The sequence below is a fragment of the Streptomyces sp. IBSNAI002 genome (genome assembly GCF_052244475.1).
Taxonomy (GTDB): Bacteria; Actinomycetota; Actinomycetes; order Streptomycetales; family Streptomycetaceae; genus Streptomyces.
This window is the reverse complement of record NZ_JBQPXG010000002.1, coordinates 7,050,001-7,065,138: the sequence shown is the minus strand read 5'-3', so window position 1 is coordinate 7,065,138 and position 15,138 is coordinate 7,050,001. Positions and strand designations below refer to the sequence as shown.

11 protein-coding genes are annotated in these 15,138 nt (G+C 74.3%); 4 read left to right on the top strand and 7 right to left on the bottom strand.

Annotation, left to right across the window (positions count from 1 at the left end):
* Positions 1 to 96: 96 nt before the first annotated feature.
* From corA to ACTVZO_RS33165, 3 genes are all read right to left on the bottom strand, one after another.
* Complete coding sequence (gene corA, locus ACTVZO_RS33175) at positions 97 to 1,179, bottom strand: magnesium/cobalt transporter CorA (protein WP_443301830.1); 1,083 nt, start codon at positions 1,177 to 1,179, stop codon at positions 97 to 99.
* Positions 1,180 to 1,245: 66 nt separating this feature from the next.
* Complete coding sequence (locus ACTVZO_RS33170) at positions 1,246 to 1,638, bottom strand: TOBE domain-containing protein (RefSeq protein WP_443301829.1); 393 nt, start codon at positions 1,636 to 1,638, stop codon at positions 1,246 to 1,248.
* A gap of 10 nt (positions 1,639 to 1,648) precedes the next feature.
* Entirely contained in the window at positions 1,649 to 2,590 is a 942-nt protein-coding gene (locus tag ACTVZO_RS33165; protein WP_443303348.1) for a LysR family transcriptional regulator ArgP, read from the bottom strand.
* 69 nt (positions 2,591 to 2,659) lie between these two features.
* Here ACTVZO_RS33165 and ACTVZO_RS33160 point away from each other — a divergent pair, with 69 nt between their 5' ends.
* Both ACTVZO_RS33160 and ACTVZO_RS33155 read left to right on the top strand, forming a co-directional pair.
* Positions 2,660 to 3,283, top strand: coding sequence for a LysE/ArgO family amino acid transporter (locus tag ACTVZO_RS33160; protein WP_443301828.1), 624 nt, complete (start codon positions 2,660 to 2,662; stop codon positions 3,281 to 3,283).
* A gap of 78 nt (positions 3,284 to 3,361) precedes the next feature.
* On the top strand, positions 3,362 to 4,429 hold the full coding sequence (locus tag ACTVZO_RS33155) for an NUDIX domain-containing protein (protein ID WP_443301827.1): 1,068 nt from the start codon (positions 3,362 to 3,364) through the stop codon (positions 4,427 to 4,429).
* 55 nt (positions 4,430 to 4,484) lie between these two features.
* Here ACTVZO_RS33155 and ACTVZO_RS33150 read toward each other — a convergent pair whose 3' ends face one another.
* A complete protein-coding gene (locus tag ACTVZO_RS33150; RefSeq protein WP_443301826.1) occupies positions 4,485 to 6,299 on the bottom strand; it encodes an ABC transporter ATP-binding protein in 1,815 nt (604 codons plus the stop codon).
* 244 nt (positions 6,300 to 6,543) lie between these two features.
* Positions 6,544 to 7,863 carry a cytochrome P450 gene (locus ACTVZO_RS33145; RefSeq protein WP_443301825.1) on the bottom strand — a complete coding sequence of 440 codons (1,320 nt, stop codon included), beginning with the start codon at positions 7,861 to 7,863 and terminating at the stop codon, positions 6,544 to 6,546.
* A 260-nt stretch (positions 7,864 to 8,123) separates the two neighbouring features.
* On the opposite strand from ACTVZO_RS33145, the gene ACTVZO_RS33140 reads away from it, so the two are divergent.
* Positions 8,124 to 10,190: a phosphocholine-specific phospholipase C gene (locus ACTVZO_RS33140; RefSeq protein ID WP_443301824.1), complete on the top strand. Its 2,067-nt coding sequence runs from the start codon at positions 8,124 to 8,126 to the stop codon at positions 10,188 to 10,190.
* An 85-nt stretch (positions 10,191 to 10,275) separates the two neighbouring features.
* Here the strand turns inward: ACTVZO_RS33140 and ACTVZO_RS33135 are convergent, their stop codons facing one another.
* Positions 10,276 to 11,316 carry a hypothetical protein gene (locus ACTVZO_RS33135; RefSeq protein ID WP_443301823.1) on the bottom strand — a complete coding sequence of 347 codons (1,041 nt, stop codon included), beginning with the start codon at positions 11,314 to 11,316 and terminating at the stop codon, positions 10,276 to 10,278.
* Between the two features lie 283 nt (positions 11,317 to 11,599).
* On the opposite strand from ACTVZO_RS33135, the gene ACTVZO_RS33130 reads away from it, so the two are divergent.
* Positions 11,600 to 14,752, top strand: coding sequence for an AfsR/SARP family transcriptional regulator (locus ACTVZO_RS33130; protein WP_443301822.1), 3,153 nt, complete (start codon positions 11,600 to 11,602; stop codon positions 14,750 to 14,752).
* 67 nt (positions 14,753 to 14,819) lie between these two features.
* On the opposite strand, the gene ACTVZO_RS33125 is transcribed toward ACTVZO_RS33130, so the two are convergent.
* Positions 14,820 to 15,041, bottom strand: coding sequence for a hypothetical protein (locus ACTVZO_RS33125; protein ID WP_443301821.1), 222 nt, complete (start codon positions 15,039 to 15,041; stop codon positions 14,820 to 14,822).
* Positions 15,042 to 15,138 lie beyond the last annotated feature (97 nt).

Sequence of the window (15,138 nt, the reverse complement as noted above, 5' to 3'; positions counted from 1 at the left end):
AACTTTACTACCAGACTTCGCGGCATCCCAAAAGGCCCGGGAGTCCCCGTCCCGGGCCTTCAACTCCCTCACAGTCCCCGAGGGTTGAGAACGGGTTCAGAGCCAGCCGTTGCGCCGGAAGCCGCGGTGGATGACGAAGCAGGCGACCGCCATGACCCCGAGGACGAGCGGATAGCCGTACGTCCAGCGCAGCTCGGGCATGTGGTCGAAGTTCATCCCGTAGACCCCGCACACCATGGTCGGCACGGCGACGATGGCCGCCCACGCCGTGATCTTGCGCATGTCCTCGTTCTGCGCGACGGTCACCTGCGCCAGGTGCGCCTGGAGGATGGAATCCAGCAGGTTGTCGTAGGCGCCGATCTGCTCGGTGGCCCGGGTCAGGTGGTCGGCCACGTCCCGGAAGTACGCGCGGAAGTCGGCCGGGATCACCGGTATCGGCTGGGTCGCCAGCTGCTCCAGCGGGCGGCTCAGCGGCGCCACCGCCCGCCGCAGCTCCAGGAGTTCCCGCTTGAGCTGGTAGATCCGGCCCGCGTCGCCGCGCCCGCCCGCCTCGCTGAACACCGCCGTCTCGACGGCGTCTATGTCGCTCTGCACCGCGTCCGTGACGGCCACGTAGTCGTCGACCACGTGGTCGACCATGGCGTGCAGCACGGCCGCCGGCCCCAGGGCCAGCTGCTCGGGGGACGCCTCCAGTTCCTCGCGGACCGGGCCGAGCGTGCCGCGGCCGCCGTGCCGGATGGTGATGACGAAGTCCTCACCCGTGAAGGCCATCAGCTCGCCGGTCTCCACGACCTCGCTGGTCGCGGTCAGTTCCTCGTGCTCGACGTAGCGCACGGTCTTGAACACGGAGAACAGCGTGTCGTCGTACCGCTCCACCTTGGGGCGCTGGTGCGCGTTCACGGCGTCCTCGACGGCGAGCGGGTGCAGGCCGAACAGCCCGGCGAGCCCGGCGAGCTCCGACTCGGCCGGTTCGTGCAGGCCGATCCAGACGAAGCCGCGGCCCGCCTTGCGGACCCGGCGCAGCGCCTCCTCGACCTCGGCGCAGCCCTCCTGGCGCACCCCGTCCTGGTAGACCACGCAGTTGACCACGGCGCTGCCGAGCGGGGAGCGGGACGGGTGGCTGAGGTCGACGGCCCGCCGGTACCCGCGGCGCACGACCCGGCGGAAGGTGCTGAACATGGACAACGACGTGCTCCTCTTTCGGCTGATCAGCGGCCAGTGTGCCATCGCCCCGGGTGACGGGCCTCAGGCCCGGTCGACGAACACGCTGGTCGACTTCACCCGGGCCGTGGCCCGCGCACCCACCTCCAGACCGAGCTCCTCCACGGCCTCCCGCGTGAGCAGCGACACGATGCGGTGCGGTCCGGACTGGATCTCCACCTGCGCCTCGACCGCGCCCAGCCGCACCCCGGTGACGATCCCCGGGAAGGCGTTGCGCACCGAGGTGTACGGGGTCTCGTCGCCGTCGCCGCTCTCCTGGGCGACGGCGACGCAGAACGCGGCCAGGTCCGGCCCGTCGACCATGCGCCGCGTGCCGTCCCGGCGCGTGGGGAACCGGTCCGCGTCCGCCCAGCGCCGCGCCGTGTCGACGCTCACGCCGAGCAGCCGCGCCGCCTGGCCGATCGTGTAGGACTCCATGCCCCGCAGCCTAGGGCGTGGCCGCCGGAGGCTTGCGCAGCGCCTTGCCCGCCGCGTCCGCGACCAACCGCGCGACCAGCGAAAGCGCCGGCGAGTCCAGCTTCCACTGCTGCCAGTACAGGGGTACGTCCATCGGCCGCCGCGGCGCGAGCAGCACCAGCCCGCCCGTGCGCAGCAGCGGCCTCGCCTGCTGCTCCGGGACCATCCCCCACCCCAGCCCCGCGACCACCGCGTCCCGGAACCCCTCCGATGTGGGTACGTGGTGGCGCACCGGCCCGGCGCCCACCGCCTGCGGGTCCGCCCGTACCCCTGACCGCGTTCCCGCCAGCGACCGCACGAAGGCGTCCTGGAGCTCGTCCTTGCGGTCGAAGACGATCGTCGGCGCCCGCCGCAGGTCGCGCTCCAGCTCCCCGGTGAGGTGCCGGGCGGCGAAGTCCGGGGCGGCCACCGGCAGGTACCGCGCCAGCCCCAGCATCCGTACGGTGCACCCGGCCACCGGGTCCGGCGAGGAGGTCACCGCCGCCATCACCTGGCCCTCCCGCAGCAGCGCGGTCGTGTGCGACTCGTCCTCGCGGTGCAGCTCGACGCAGACCGGCGGGTCCTGGGGCACCCGGCTCAGCACCGGCAGGAACCAGGTCGCCAGCGAGTCCGCGTTCACCGCGATCGGCAGCCGCACCGGGCCCATCCCCTCGGCCATCCCCAGCTCGGCCCGGGCGTCCCGCTCGAGCCGGGCCAGCTGCCGGGCGAAGCGGACCACCACCTCCCCCGAGTCCGTCGCGCGCACCGGCTTCGTCCGCATCAGCAGCACCCGCCCGGTCCGCTGCTCCAGGGCCTTGACCCGCTGGCTGACGGCGGACGGGGTCACGTGCAGGGCGGCCGCCGCCGCGTCGAAGGTGCCCTCGTCCACCACGGCCAGCAGTGTCCGTACCTGGTCGAGCGGCAGTTCATCCATCATGGGCGCTAATGGTACGTAAAAATCTTTAGCTGTACTGAAGCGCCGCCGCTGCCTACGGTCGAGGACATGAACCACGGCATCATCACGGCGGCCCTCGCCGGTTTCGGCACCGGACTCTCCCTCATCGTCGCCATCGGCGCGCAGAACGCCTTCGTCCTGCGCCAGGGCGCGCGCCGCCACGCGGTCCTGGCCGTCGTCGCCATCTGCGCGCTGTCGGACGCGCTCCTGATCGCCCTGGGCGTCGCCGGCGTCGGGGCCTTCGTCACCGCCTGGCCCGCCGCCCTGACGGTGGTCGGGCTGGCCGGGGGCACCTTCCTGATCTGCTACGGAGTCCTGGCGGCCCGCCGGGTGCTGCGGCCCGTGCCGGGCGCGGCGCTCAGCACGGAGGGCGCGTCCTCCGGGTCCGCCCGCCGGGCCGTGCTGACCTGCCTGGCCATGACCTGGCTCAACCCGCACGTCTACCTGGACACCGTCCTGCTCCTCGGTTCTCTCGCGGCCGACCGGGGAGACCTGCGCTGGGCCTTCGGCATCGGGGCGGTCCTGGCCAGCCTGACCTGGTTCGGGACCCTGGGCTACGGCGCCCGGCTGCTCAGCGGACTGCTGGCCCGCCCCTCCGCGTGGCGGGTGCTGGACGGCCTGGTCGCGGCGACCATGGTGACCATGGGCGGCATGCTGCTGGCCCGCGCCTGAGCCTGCCGCGCGGACCGGCGGACCGCCCGCCCGGCCGGCCTCGCACCCGGCCGGCCCACCGACGACCGGAGTCCGCCCGTGCCCGACCGCCCCTCCCCCGACACGGTGCGGGCGTACACCGCCGCCCAGCCCTCCCCGCTGGTGGCCGCCACCGGGATCGTGCTGGACACGTCCGGGCGGATCCTCGTCCTGACCACCTCCTGCAAGGAGGACCTGGAACTGCCGGGCGGCACGGTCGAGGGCACCGAGACCCCGGAGGAGGGGCTCGCGCGCGAGCTCAAGGAGGAGCTGGACCTGAGCCTGCCGGTGGGCCGGCTGCTCGCCGTGGACTCCCGCCCGTCCGGCGCGCTCGCCCGCTCCCTCGTCGTACACGTCCACCTCGTCGGCCCGCTGCGCCCGGAGGAGGCCGCCTCCCTCTCCTTCCCGGACGGCGAGATCAGCGCGGCGCGCTGGCTCCGGCCGGACGAGGCCTGTGCGGCCCTGCCCGCCCGGATCGCACCCCGGCTGCGCGCCGCTCTGGCCGCCCTGCACACCGGATCCCTGGCCCACCTGGTCGACGGCGTGCCCCAGCCCGGCTCCCCCGCGGGCCTCGACCCGGCCGACCGCAGCGCCCTGGAGCACGCGGGCGCCCTCGGCGCCGCCGGGCACCGCGCCAGCCGTCCCAAGGCCACGACCTCGGCGAGCGTGCTGTTCACCGACGCCGGCGGCCGGATCCTGCTGGTGCGGCCCGCGTACGGGAACACCCGGTGCTGGCAGCTGCCCGGCGGCGGCATCGACAGCGACCTCGGCGAGACCCCGCGCGGCGCGGCCCGCAGGGAGGTCCGGGAGGAGATCGGCCTCGACCTCGCCCCCGGTCGCCTGCTGGCCGTCGACTGGTCCCACAAACCGGGCCGGCTGGCCCGGGTCCGCTTCCTCTACGACGGGGGCGTCCTCGACGCGCCCGCCCTCGCCCGCGTCCGCGTGGACCCCGCGGAGCTCCTCGCCTGGCGCACGGCCACCCCCGGGGAACTCCGCGACCTGGTCAAACCCTCCCTCCGCCGCCGGATCAAGGCCGCCCTCACCGTCCGCGACACGGGACGGGGCCCGCTGGAACTCCACGCGGGCCGCCGGGTCGAAGGCGACGGCGACGGCGACGGCGAGGGGTAGAGCCGTACGGCGGCTGGGGAGGTACGGCCGCAGCGCCCTACCGCCGCACCGCCGTTCAGTGCCGGTCGGCCCCCGCCGGGGTGTCGTCCAGGAAGCCGCCCGACTGGTGCCGCCAGAGCTTCGCGTAGGCGCCCTCCGAGGCGAGCAGCTCCTGGTGGGAGCCCTGTTCGACGATCCTTCCGCGGTCGAGGACGACGAGCCGGTCCATGGTGGCGACGGTGCTCAGCCGGTGGGCCACCACGAGCGCGGTCCGCCCCTCCATCAGCCGCCACAGCGCGTCCTGGACGAGCACCTCGCTCTCGGAGTCCAGGGCGCTGGTGGCCTCGTCGAGCAGCAGGATCGGCGCGTCGCGCAGGATCGCCCGGGCGAGCGCGACGCGCTGGCGCTGTCCGCCGGACAGTTTCACCCCGCGCTCGCCCACCATGGTGTCGAAGCCGTCCGGGAGCGCGTCGGCGAACTCCGTGACGTGCGCGGCCTCGGCCGCGCGCCGGATCTCCGCGTCGGTGGCGTCGGGCCGGGCGAACGCGATGTTCTCCCGCAGGGTGCGGTGGAACATGGCGGGGTCCTGCGGGACGTAGGCGATCAGGCCGCGCAGGTCGGCCTGGCGCAGCCTGCTGATGTCCTGGCCGCCGATCAGGATCCGGCCGGCGTCGATGTCCGTCATCCGCAGCAGCAGCCGGGTGAGCGTGGTCTTGCCCCCGCCGGACCGGCCGACGAGGCCGATCTTCGTCCCGCCGGGCACGGCCAGGTCGAGGTCCTCGAAGAGCGGCTTCCCGCCCCCGTGGGCGAAGGTGACCCGTTCGAAGCGCACGTCGCAGGCCCGGGCCGGCAGCGGCTTCGGCACGGCGGGGTCGAGCACGGTCGGCGGGTCCAGGAGCAGTTCGGTGAACTGGGCGGCCTCGGTCATCGAGCTTTCCAGGCGCCGGTAGATCTGGTTGAACTCGAACATGATCCGGGTCGCGGCCGCGTAGTAGGTGAAGGCGACGATGACGCCCTCCACCCCGTGCTCCCCCGCGCCGAGCGCGACGGCGAGCAGCAGGCCCAGCACGTTGGTCAGTACGGACATGGGCGCGACGAGCGTGTCGATGCGCAGGTTGCCGTAGTCCCAGGAACGCAGCATGAGCCGCCGCGACTCCGCGACCCGGGAGCGGTGCTCGGCGGCCTCGCGCTCCTCGGCGGCGAAGGCCCGGACGGTGTCCATGTTCATCAGGCTGTCGGCGACGTGGCCGGACACCCGGGCGATCGCCTGTTCGCGCTGGGCCACGAGCACCTGGCGGCGGCGGATCAGGGGGGCGGCGCACAGGCCCGTGAACGTGATCATCGTCAGCAGACCGGCCACGAGGAGCGGGTCGTACTGCCACAGCACCACCGAGGCGAACAGGAGCGGTACGAAGTTGCCCATGACGGAGAAGGTCAGGGTGTCGACGAACTCCTCGAAGCGGGAGGCGAAGCTGAGGACCCGTTTGGTCAGGGAGCCGGCGAAGTTGTCGTGGAAGAAGGCGGCGTCCTTGGCGTAGAGCTCCTCCATGCCGAGGACGTACAGGTGCTCGATGCCGCGGGCGTCGAGGCGGTTCAGGCAGTGGTAGCCGATGCGCCACACGGTCTCCCCGGCGAGCAGGGAGCAGGCGAAGGCCAGGACGTAGGGCAGCATCGCGCCGGTGCCGGTGCCGGTGTCACCCGCGATGCGGCCGACGAGTTTCGCGACGATCAGCGGTGCGATGTAGGTGATGCCGATGTTGCCGAGCGCGGGGAGCAGCATCGCGGGAGCGGCCACTTTCCGCAGCCGGACCAGCTCCCGTCCGTAGTGGCGGAGTGCGAGGAGTACCGGGCCCCGGCCCGGCGAACCTTCGTGTGACTCGGACGATCCCATCCCAACCCTGCTTTGTCGGACCAGAAGGACAAGGTCCGCAGTGTCCCGCGCCCCCGCCCGGGCCGTCCAAGTGTTTTCCGCTAGGGGGTGTCTGACGGGTGTCCGTGGGGAAGGAGCGGCGTCCGGTGCGTGCTCTCGGCGTGCCGGCCGGAAGTCTGCGTACTGGGCGTACTCGGGCTTTCGGCCGGTGCGGCGAGAGTGCGTGCCGGGCGTCGCGACGCCGCGGACATCCGTCAGACACCCCCTAGCCCAGCGTTGCCGGGGCGGGTCCGTCGGGGCGGACCGTGATGCCGTAGGCGGCCCTGGCCGGGACGGACCGGAAGTGCGGGACGTGGGCGGGCAGCAGGTGCTCGAGGAGGACGGTCGACTCCCGGAGCGCGAACTGAAGGCCCAGGCAGGCCCGGGGCCCGACACCGAACGGGTAGTAGCTCCCCGGGTGGGTCGGGCGCCGGCCGGGGGTGGTGAAGCGCTCCGGGTCGAACCGCCCGGGGTCGTCCCAGAGTCCGGGGTCGCGGTGCGTGAGGTAGGGGCAGACCAGTACGTCGGTGCCGGCCTCGATCCGGTGGCCGGCGAGGAGGTCGTCCTCGGACGCACAGCGCGGCAGGATCCAGGCGGACGGGTAGAGGCGCAGCGTTTCGTGGACGAGGGCCTGGAGGGCCTGCCGGCGCTCGGGCGAGCCCTCGCCGCCCGCGGCCAGGGCCCGCTCGCGCGCCTGCGGGTTGCGGTCCAGCAGGAGGTGGAGCCAGGTAAGAGTGGAGGCGGTGGTCTCGTGCCCGGCGACCAGCAGGGTGACGAGCTCGTCGCGGATCAGCCGGTCGGTGTACTCGGGGCGGGTTCCGGCCGCGTCGAGCAGGACGTGCAGCAGGCCCGGCCCGTCCGGTCCGGCGCCCCCGTCGCGGGCGGCGGCGATGGCCAGGCCCGCCACGGCGTCGATCCTGGCCAGGTCGTCGGCGACTGGCCCGTGGGCGGCGGCGCCGTCGGCGGGCAGGCTGGGCAGCGCGGCCACCACGGCGGGCACGGCGGCCAGTTCACGCTCCGTACCGGCGTCGAGGGGGTGGCCGGTCAGGGAGCGCCAGATGGTGTCCAGGGCGAAGCGGCGCATCTCTTCCCCGACGTCGAGGACCTGCCCGTCGCGGGCGTACGAGGCCCAGCGCGCGGCGGTGGTCCGGGCGGCCCCGTCGATCCGCTGCTCGTAGCGGCGCATGCCCGGGCCGGTGAACTGGGACTGGAGCAGCCGCCGTTGCCGCTGCCAGGCCTCGCCCGTCGCGGCCAGGACCCCGTCGCCGATCAGCAGGCGCGCCCGGTGCGAGCGCTTCACGTACCGGCCGGGGTGGAGCGCGAGCACGTGCCGCACCGCCCGGGGGTCGGTGACCAGGACGGTCGGGTCCGGGCCGAGCCGGAACGCGGCGACGCCGCCGAGCCGTTCGCGGGCCCGGGCGAACAGCTCGACGAGTTCCCCTCCCCCGGCCCGCCACTCCCGTACGAGGGCGGGTTCCAGCTCGGGGACCGGGCGGCCCGCCGGGAACGGGCCCGGGAGGGAGCCGGGGCGGGCGGGGGTGGCCACGGGTCTGCTCCTGTCCGACGGCTGCGCACCGCACGGACCGGTGCGGGGCATCACGCACTGTAGGGGAGCGGGCGCGGCGGGCGACAGTCCGGGCGGGCCGGCGGGCCGTCCCGGCCGGACTTTGGCCGAACTCCTCCCCCATCCGACCGCCGTTCGACTGGTGTACCCGGAATGGTCACGTCAGGCTCCCCATCCGGCCCCCCGGGCGCGTTGTCCTGGGGGCGCTCCAACACCCTCAACCCGCAGAGGTCGATCCCGCCATGGCAGAACTGAACCGCCGTCGCTTCCTGCAGCTCGCCGGTGGCGCCACCGCCCTGACCATGCTCAACGAGAGCATCGCGCGCGCCGCCGCCATCCCCGCGCAGGGGACCACCGGCACCATCGCCGACGTCGAGCACGTCGTCGTGCTGATGCAGGAGAACCGGTCCTTCGACCACTACTACGGCGCGCTCCGCGGCGTCCGCGGCTTCGGCGACCCCCGCCCGGTGACCCTGCCGAGCGGCAAGTCCGTATGGCACCAGTCCGACGGCACGAAGGAGACGCTGCCCTTCCGGCCGCCGTCGGACGACCTCGGCATGGAGTTCCTCCAGGGTCTCAACCACGACTGGGCGGGCGGCCAGAGCGCCTTCAACAAGGGCAAGTACGACAACTGGGTGCCCGCCAAGACGCCCACCACCATGGCCTACCTGACGCGGGACGACATCCCGTTCCACTACGCCCTCGCCGACGCCTTCACCATCTGCGACGCGTACCACTGCTCGTTCATCGGCTCCACCGACCCGAACCGCTACTACCTCTGGTCGGGCCACACCGGCAACGACGGCAAGGGCGGCGGCCCGGTCCTCAACAACGCCGAACTCGGCTACGGCTGGACCACCTACCCCGAGCGCCTGGAGGCGGCCGGGATCTCCTGGAAGGTCTACCAGGACATCGGCGACGGCCTGGACGCCGCCGGCCACTGGGGCTGGATCAACGACGCCTACCGCGGCAACTACGGGGACAACTCGCTCCTCTACTTCAACAACTACCGCAACGCTCAGCCCGGCAACCCGCTCCGCGACAAGGCCCGCACCGGCACCGACGCCAAGGCCGGCGAGGGCTACTTCGACCGGCTGCGCGCCGACGTCGCCGCCGGCACCCTCCCCCAGGTCTCCTGGATCGCCGCGCCCGAGGCGTTCAGCGAGCACTCCAACTGGCCGTCGAACTACGGCGCCTGGTACATCTCGCAGGTGCTGGACGCCCTCACCTCCAACCCCGACGTGTGGGCCCGTACCGCGCTGTTCATCACCTACGACGAGAACGACGGCTTCTTCGACCACGTCGTGCCGCCGTACGCCCCGGCCGACGCCAACCAGGGCCTGTCGACCACGCCGACCGCCCTGGACGTCTTCCCCGGCAAGTCGGGCTACGTCGCCGGGCCGTACGGCCTGGGCCCGCGCGTGCCCATGCTCGTGGTCTCCCCGTGGAGCACCGGCGGCTACTCCTGCTCGGAGACCTTCGACCACACCTCCGTCATCCGCTTCATGGAGCAGCGGTTCGGGGTGCACGAGCCCAACATCTCGCCCTGGCGCCGCGCCGTCTGCGGCGACCTCACCGCCGCCTTCGACTTCGGTCGCAAGGACACCGGCGCGGTCGAGCTGCCGGACACCGGGGCCTGGGAGCCGCAGGACCGCGAGCGCCACCCCGACTTCCGGGCGCCCGCCCCGGCCGTCGGCTCCATGCCCCGCCAGGAGAAGGGCCTGCGCCCCACCCGTGCGCTGAAGTACGCCCCGTACGTGGACGGTACGGCGCTGACCGCCGAGGGCAGGTTCCGGCTGGCCTTCAGCGGCGGCCCGGATCTGGGCGCGCAGTTCTACGTCACCTCCGGAAACCGCACCGACGCCCCGTGGACCTACACGACCGAGGCCGGCAAGTCGATCGCGGACACCTGGAACACGCAGTACTCGGCCGGGGTCACCGACCTGACCGTGCACGGCCCCAACGGCTTCCTGCGCGGCTTCCGCAACCCGGGCACCACCCCGGGCCCCGAGGTCACCGCCCGGCACAACGCGGCCACCGGGAACCTGGACCTCACGCTCACCAACGCCGGAGGGTCGACGGCCACGCTCACCGTCACCAACTCCTACGGCGGCGGCCCCAAGCGGCTCACCGTCGCCAAGGGAGCCACCGTCACGCACAGCGTCTCGCTGAAGAACACGCGGCGCTGGTACGACGTGACGGTCACCGCGTCCGGGGCCCCGGACTTCCTGCGCCGCTTCGCCGGCAAGGTCGAAACGGGCGCGGCGGGCCTCTCCGACCCGGCGATCCTCACGGACCAGTCCTCCTGACGCCGGCCTCCGGGGCGGGACGGGCTCCGGCCGGTCCCGCCCCGGAGCCGTGCACCGGCCCCTGCCGCCCCTTTCCCGGGCCGCGTCAGCAGAGGTTGTCCCAGTGGTGGAGGGCCTGGAGGGCGACGGTGCGCGCGGTGGAGGTCGGGGGCGCCGGGGCGAGGAGGTAGTCGGCGACGGGGGTCAGCAGCAGCAGCGGGGTACCGGAGGAGGGGACGAGGAAGCGGGCCTCGTCCCAGGCGTGCCGGATGACGGTACGGCGCAGGAGGGTGCCGTGGCGCGTGGGGAGGCGCCGGGCGGCGGTGGCGGCTTCGGCGCGACGGCGGCGTTCGGGGGCGAGCTCGGGGTCGAGTTCGGCGCGCACGGCGGCGAGGGGCCCGAGCGGGACGTGGCCGGCGGCGTGGTCGAGGAGGGTGGCGGCCTCCGGGGCCAGGCGGTACGCGGCGAGGACGGCGGCGGTCTCGGCGGGCTCGGAGAAGGGCCGGCCGGTGAGGGCCGCGATGTCGAGGAGGGTGACGGGACAGGGGGGCTGGGACGGCCGGCGCAGACAGGACTCGGCGAGGGCGATGAGGCACTCGACGTGCTCGTCGGCGGCCAGGTACGGCCGGACGGGCACGCCCGAGCCGTCGCCGGGCAGCGCGGCGGTGGTGAGGTGGACCCGGTACCAGGGGTCGACCAGGGGGTCCTCGGCGGGCCAGTGGAGCGTGACGGCGGTGTGGTGGGGGCGCTCGCCCAGCAGCGAGACGTCGATGCGCTCCACCGGGTGGTCGGTGACCAGGCGGATGACGGCCTGCCACAGGGCCGCCTCGTCCGGGGCGACGAGGTCGAGGCCGTCCAGCGGCCGGAGCAGGCCGTCCGGGTAGTAGCCGGCGAGCGGCAGGCCGCGGATGGCGCGGACGCCGGTGGAGCGGGCGAGGCCGGCGGCCAGCCGGGCGTACTGGGCGACGCGGTCGCGGGCGCGGCGCAGTTCGGCGCGGGCGGGCTCGCCCATCCGGACGCCGTCGCGGACCAGGGCGGAGAGCACCAGGTGCGGCAGGTCGCGGCCGGCCCGGGCGCGGTGGAGCAGTTCGGCCGGGCCGGCGGCCGGGTCGGCGTCGAGCAGCCGGTACAGCAGTGCGGTGTTCACGGAATCCGCCTCCGAATGTATGGTCAGGCCCGGCGCCACCGGCGGCCGAGGGGGCGGGCGGGCGGTACCGGACCATCTCCGGCGTGCCCGCGGCACGGCGATTCTGTACGGCAGGGTTCAACACCTGATCACCACAGGCTCAACAGGCTCTCGACACCGGGTGCGACGCTGTGGTTAAAAAGGTGACACAAAATTTGACATGGGCGCCGAGCGGGGGCGGGCACCGTGTTCTGGGGGCTGGGGGCAGAACTTGGGCGATCTGCGTTTCTCGTTACTCGGTCTGATGCGGGCTCACCGGGGCGCTGCCGCGCTCAAGATCGGGAGCCCTCAGCAGCAGGCGATGCTGGCCGTGCTCCTGCTCCGGCCGGGGCATTCGGCGAGCGCCACCGATCTGATCGCCGCCTTGTGGGGCGAGGACCCGCCGAGCGCTGCCATGACCACCGTGCGCACGTACGCGTGGCGGTGGCGCAAGGTGCTGGACTCGGGGGGAAGGAACGAAGAGGGGGACGGGACCGGCGCCGGGGCCGAACGGCCCGCGTCGAGCGTGCTGGTGTCGATCGGGGACGGCTACCGGCTGGTCCTGCCCAAGCTCGCCGTGGACGCGGCGGAGGCGGAGGCACTGGGCTCCGAGGCGGAGCGCACCGCGCGGACCGATCCGCTGCGCGCGCGTGACCTGCTCAACCAGGCGCTGGAGCTGTGGCAGGGCGAACCGCTGGCCGGCATCCCGGGGCCGTTCGCGGAGCGGCACCGGCAGCGGCTGGAGGAACTGCGGCTGACCCTGCTGGAGGAGCGGATCGGGCTGGACCTGACGCTCGGCCGCCACTCGCGCTGCATCCCCGAGCTGACCTCGCTCACCACCGAACACCCCCTGCACGAGAGGGCGTACGGACTGCTGATGCGGGCGCTGTACCAGGCCGGGCGGCAGGCGGACGCGCTGGCGGTGTACCGAGGGGTGCGCCAGCTGTTCCTCGCGGAGCTCGGTGTCGCGCCGGGGACGGAGCTGGAGCAGCTGCACCGCAGGATCCTGGAGGGCGACCAGGCACTGGCCGCCCCGGAACCGGGAAGGGAGGCGGACCCGGACCGGGTCGGCGCCGAGGACCGCGCGGACGGCGCCGGTTCCCGGGCGGCCGAACCGGGACGGCAAGAGGAGCGGGACGGGCGGGACGCGCGGGAGACCGCCGAGCGGCCGGCCCCCGCACCGCCGCGGCCCGCCCAGCTGCCGCCGGACGCGGCCGACTTCACCGGACGGACGGCGCCGGTCCGGGTGCTGGACGAGGCGCTCGGCACACCCTCGCCGCAGGGGCTGGTGATCGCCACCGTGGTCGGCATGGGCGGGGTCGGCAAGACGGCGCTCGCCCTGCACGTGGCGCACCGCGTCCGGGAGGCCTACCCGGACGGCCAGCTGTACGTGGACCTGCGCGGCTCCGACCCGGTGCCGGCCGATCCGGAGGCCGTGCTCAGCGGCTTCCTGGTGGCGCTCGGGGTGCCCGGTGACGCGGTGCCGGACGGACTGGACGCCCGCTCGGCGCTGTTCCGGTCCGTCGTCGACGGCCGGCGGCTGCTGCTGGTGCTCGACAACGCCAAGGACGCGGCGCAGATCCGGCCGCTGCTCCCGGGGGCGGTCGGCTGCGCGGTCCTCACCACCGGGCGCACCCGGCCCTCCGGGCTGCCGGCCGCCGTCCAGGTCGACCTGGACGTGTTCCAGCCGTCCGAGGCGCTGGACCTGCTGGGCCGCACCATCGGCACCGCGCGCCTGGACGCGGAACGGGAGGCGGCACTGGAGCTGGTGGTGGCCTGCGGGTACCTGCCGCTCGCGGTCCGGATCGTGGCCGCCCGGCTCGCGGCCCGGCCGGGCTGGACGGTGGAGACGCTCAGCCGCCGGCTCCAGGTGGAACGGCGGCGGATCGACGAGCTGCGGATCGGCGACCTCGCGGTCGCGGCGGCCTTCGAACTGAGCTACCGCCAGCTGACCGCCGACCAGGCCCGGGCGTTCCGGCTGGTCGCCTCGGTGGACGGGCCGGACATCGGGCTGCCGGCGGCCGCCGCGCTGCTCGACCTCGACGAGTACGACGCCGAGGACCTGCTGGAGGCGCTGGTGGACGTGGCGATGGTGGAGTCGCCGTTCCCCGGGCGCTACCGGTACCACGACCTGCTGCGCGCGTTCGCCCGGCGGCGGCCCGCCGAGACGGGGGGCTCGGCCTCCGCGGCCGGCGGTACGGCGGAGAGCATGGAGGCGCTGGCGGCCCGGGACCGGCTGCTGGACCACCTGCTGGCCACGGCCTGCACCGCGTTCCAGCACGCGGTGCCGGGCGATCCGGCGGCGGGCGCACTGGGTCCGGCCCGCTCCCCCGGTGTGGCGCTGGCCGGGTGGGACGCGGCCCGGGAGTGGACGGCGGCGGAGCGTACGGGCGCGGTGGCACTGGCGGCCCAGGTCGCCGCGGGAGCGGGAGCAGGAGCAGGAGCAGGAGCGGCAGCGGCAGCGGGAGCGGGCGGGGACGGCGGGGCGGCCTCGCCGGACGGCGCGCCGGGGACGGCGCTGCGGGCCGCGATCGACCTGCTGATCGCCCTCACCCCGTTCGTGCTCACCCCGCCGAGCCGCCGGCTCGCGGCCACCGCCGACGCGCTGGCCGAGGCGGCGGAGCGGCACGGGGACGTGCGGGCCGCGGGGCGTGCGCACTTCCTGCGCGGGAACGTCGCCCTGGCGGCGACCCGGCTGGACGACGCCGAGGCGGCGGCCCGCCGGGCGGTGGACGCGGCACGGACGGCCGGTGACACGGTGATCCTCCGTCAGGCGCTCAACGACCTCGGTCTGATCTGCCAGTTCCTCAGCCGCTTCGACGAGGCGGTGGACCACTACGACGAGGCGCTGCTGCTGGCCAACGAGCTGGGGCACCGCTCCGGCGCGCTGGTGACGACCGTGAACGCCGCACTGGCACGCGTGCGCAGCGGACGGGCGGACGAGGCGGTGGAGATCTGCCATGCGGCGCTCGCCGAACTGCGGAGCCGGCAGGACGATCCCGGGCGTGCGTACACCCTGTACGTCCTGGGTCTGGCCCTGCACGCGCTGGGGCGTCACGAGGAGGCGGTGACCTGGTTCCGGGAGTGTCTGACGGTGGCCACGCAAGCCGGTCTGCGGGACCGGGCCGCGCACGCGCGCTACCGGATGGCGGACAGTCTGCGCTCGCTCGGCCGGGCCGTCGAGGCGCTCGACCACGCCGGGCTGGCGCTGGCGCTCTGCGAGGAGCTGGGGGCGGAGCGGGACCAGGCTCAGGCTCTGGTCGTGCTGGGCGCCTCGCTCGCGGACCTGGGGCGCGGGGCGGAAGCGGGGGCGCGGTTGCGTCAGGCGTACGAGATCTTCCGCCGCCTGGGGCTTCCGGAGGCCGCCGATGTGGCCCTCCTGCTGGAGGAGCCGGCGCCGGCGCTGGTCGATCCCTGAGGGACGGGGCCGGGGTGCGGTGGCCGCAGGGAAACGGTTCTTCTCACCGTGCGGCTGCCGGTACGGCTCAGGAGCCGGTGCTGTTCCAGTCCTTGTCGTCGGTGGGGGTGGGGCTCGGGGCCGGCACCGTGGCCTGAGTGGTGCCGACGCCCCCGCCCTGCCCGGTGCCGCTGGCGCCGTCGGCCATGGCCGCACCGGCCGCACCGAGAGCGATCAGCGCGCCGAGGGCGAGGCCGGCGGCGGCCAGGCGGATCCGAGCGGCACCGAGGGTGTTCGAACGCTTCGCCATGACTGCTCCCTGAGACGTCTTCCCTGGTGGGAAGGGTTTTTTGGGGGACTTCCCGGAGTGCTCCGGGCTGATGGGATGAGCATGGCAAGGCACGTTC

Excerpts from the sequence above, each read along its gene's own strand:
- corA (WP_443301830.1), bottom strand. The coding sequence starts at position 1,179 with ATGTTCAGCACCTTCCGCCGGGTCGTGCGCCGCGGGTACCGGCGGGCC.
- ACTVZO_RS33170 (WP_443301829.1), bottom strand. The coding sequence starts at position 1,638 with ATGGAGTCCTACACGATCGGCCAGGCGGCGCGGCTGCTCGGCGTGAGC.
- ACTVZO_RS33165 (WP_443303348.1), bottom strand. The coding sequence starts at position 2,590 with ATGGATGAACTGCCGCTCGACCAGGTACGGACACTGCTGGCCGTGGTG.
- ACTVZO_RS33160 (WP_443301828.1), top strand. The coding sequence starts at position 2,660 with ATGAACCACGGCATCATCACGGCGGCCCTCGCCGGTTTCGGCACCGGA.
- ACTVZO_RS33150 (WP_443301826.1), bottom strand. The coding sequence starts at position 6,299 with ATGGGATCGTCCGAGTCACACGAAGGTTCGCCGGGCCGGGGCCCGGTA.
- ACTVZO_RS33140 (WP_443301824.1), top strand. The coding sequence starts at position 8,124 with ATGGCAGAACTGAACCGCCGTCGCTTCCTGCAGCTCGCCGGTGGCGCC.
- ACTVZO_RS33130 (WP_443301822.1), top strand. The coding sequence starts at position 11,600 with ATGCGGGCTCACCGGGGCGCTGCCGCGCTCAAGATCGGGAGCCCTCAG.
- ACTVZO_RS33125 (WP_443301821.1), bottom strand. The coding sequence starts at position 15,041 with ATGGCGAAGCGTTCGAACACCCTCGGTGCCGCTCGGATCCGCCTGGCC.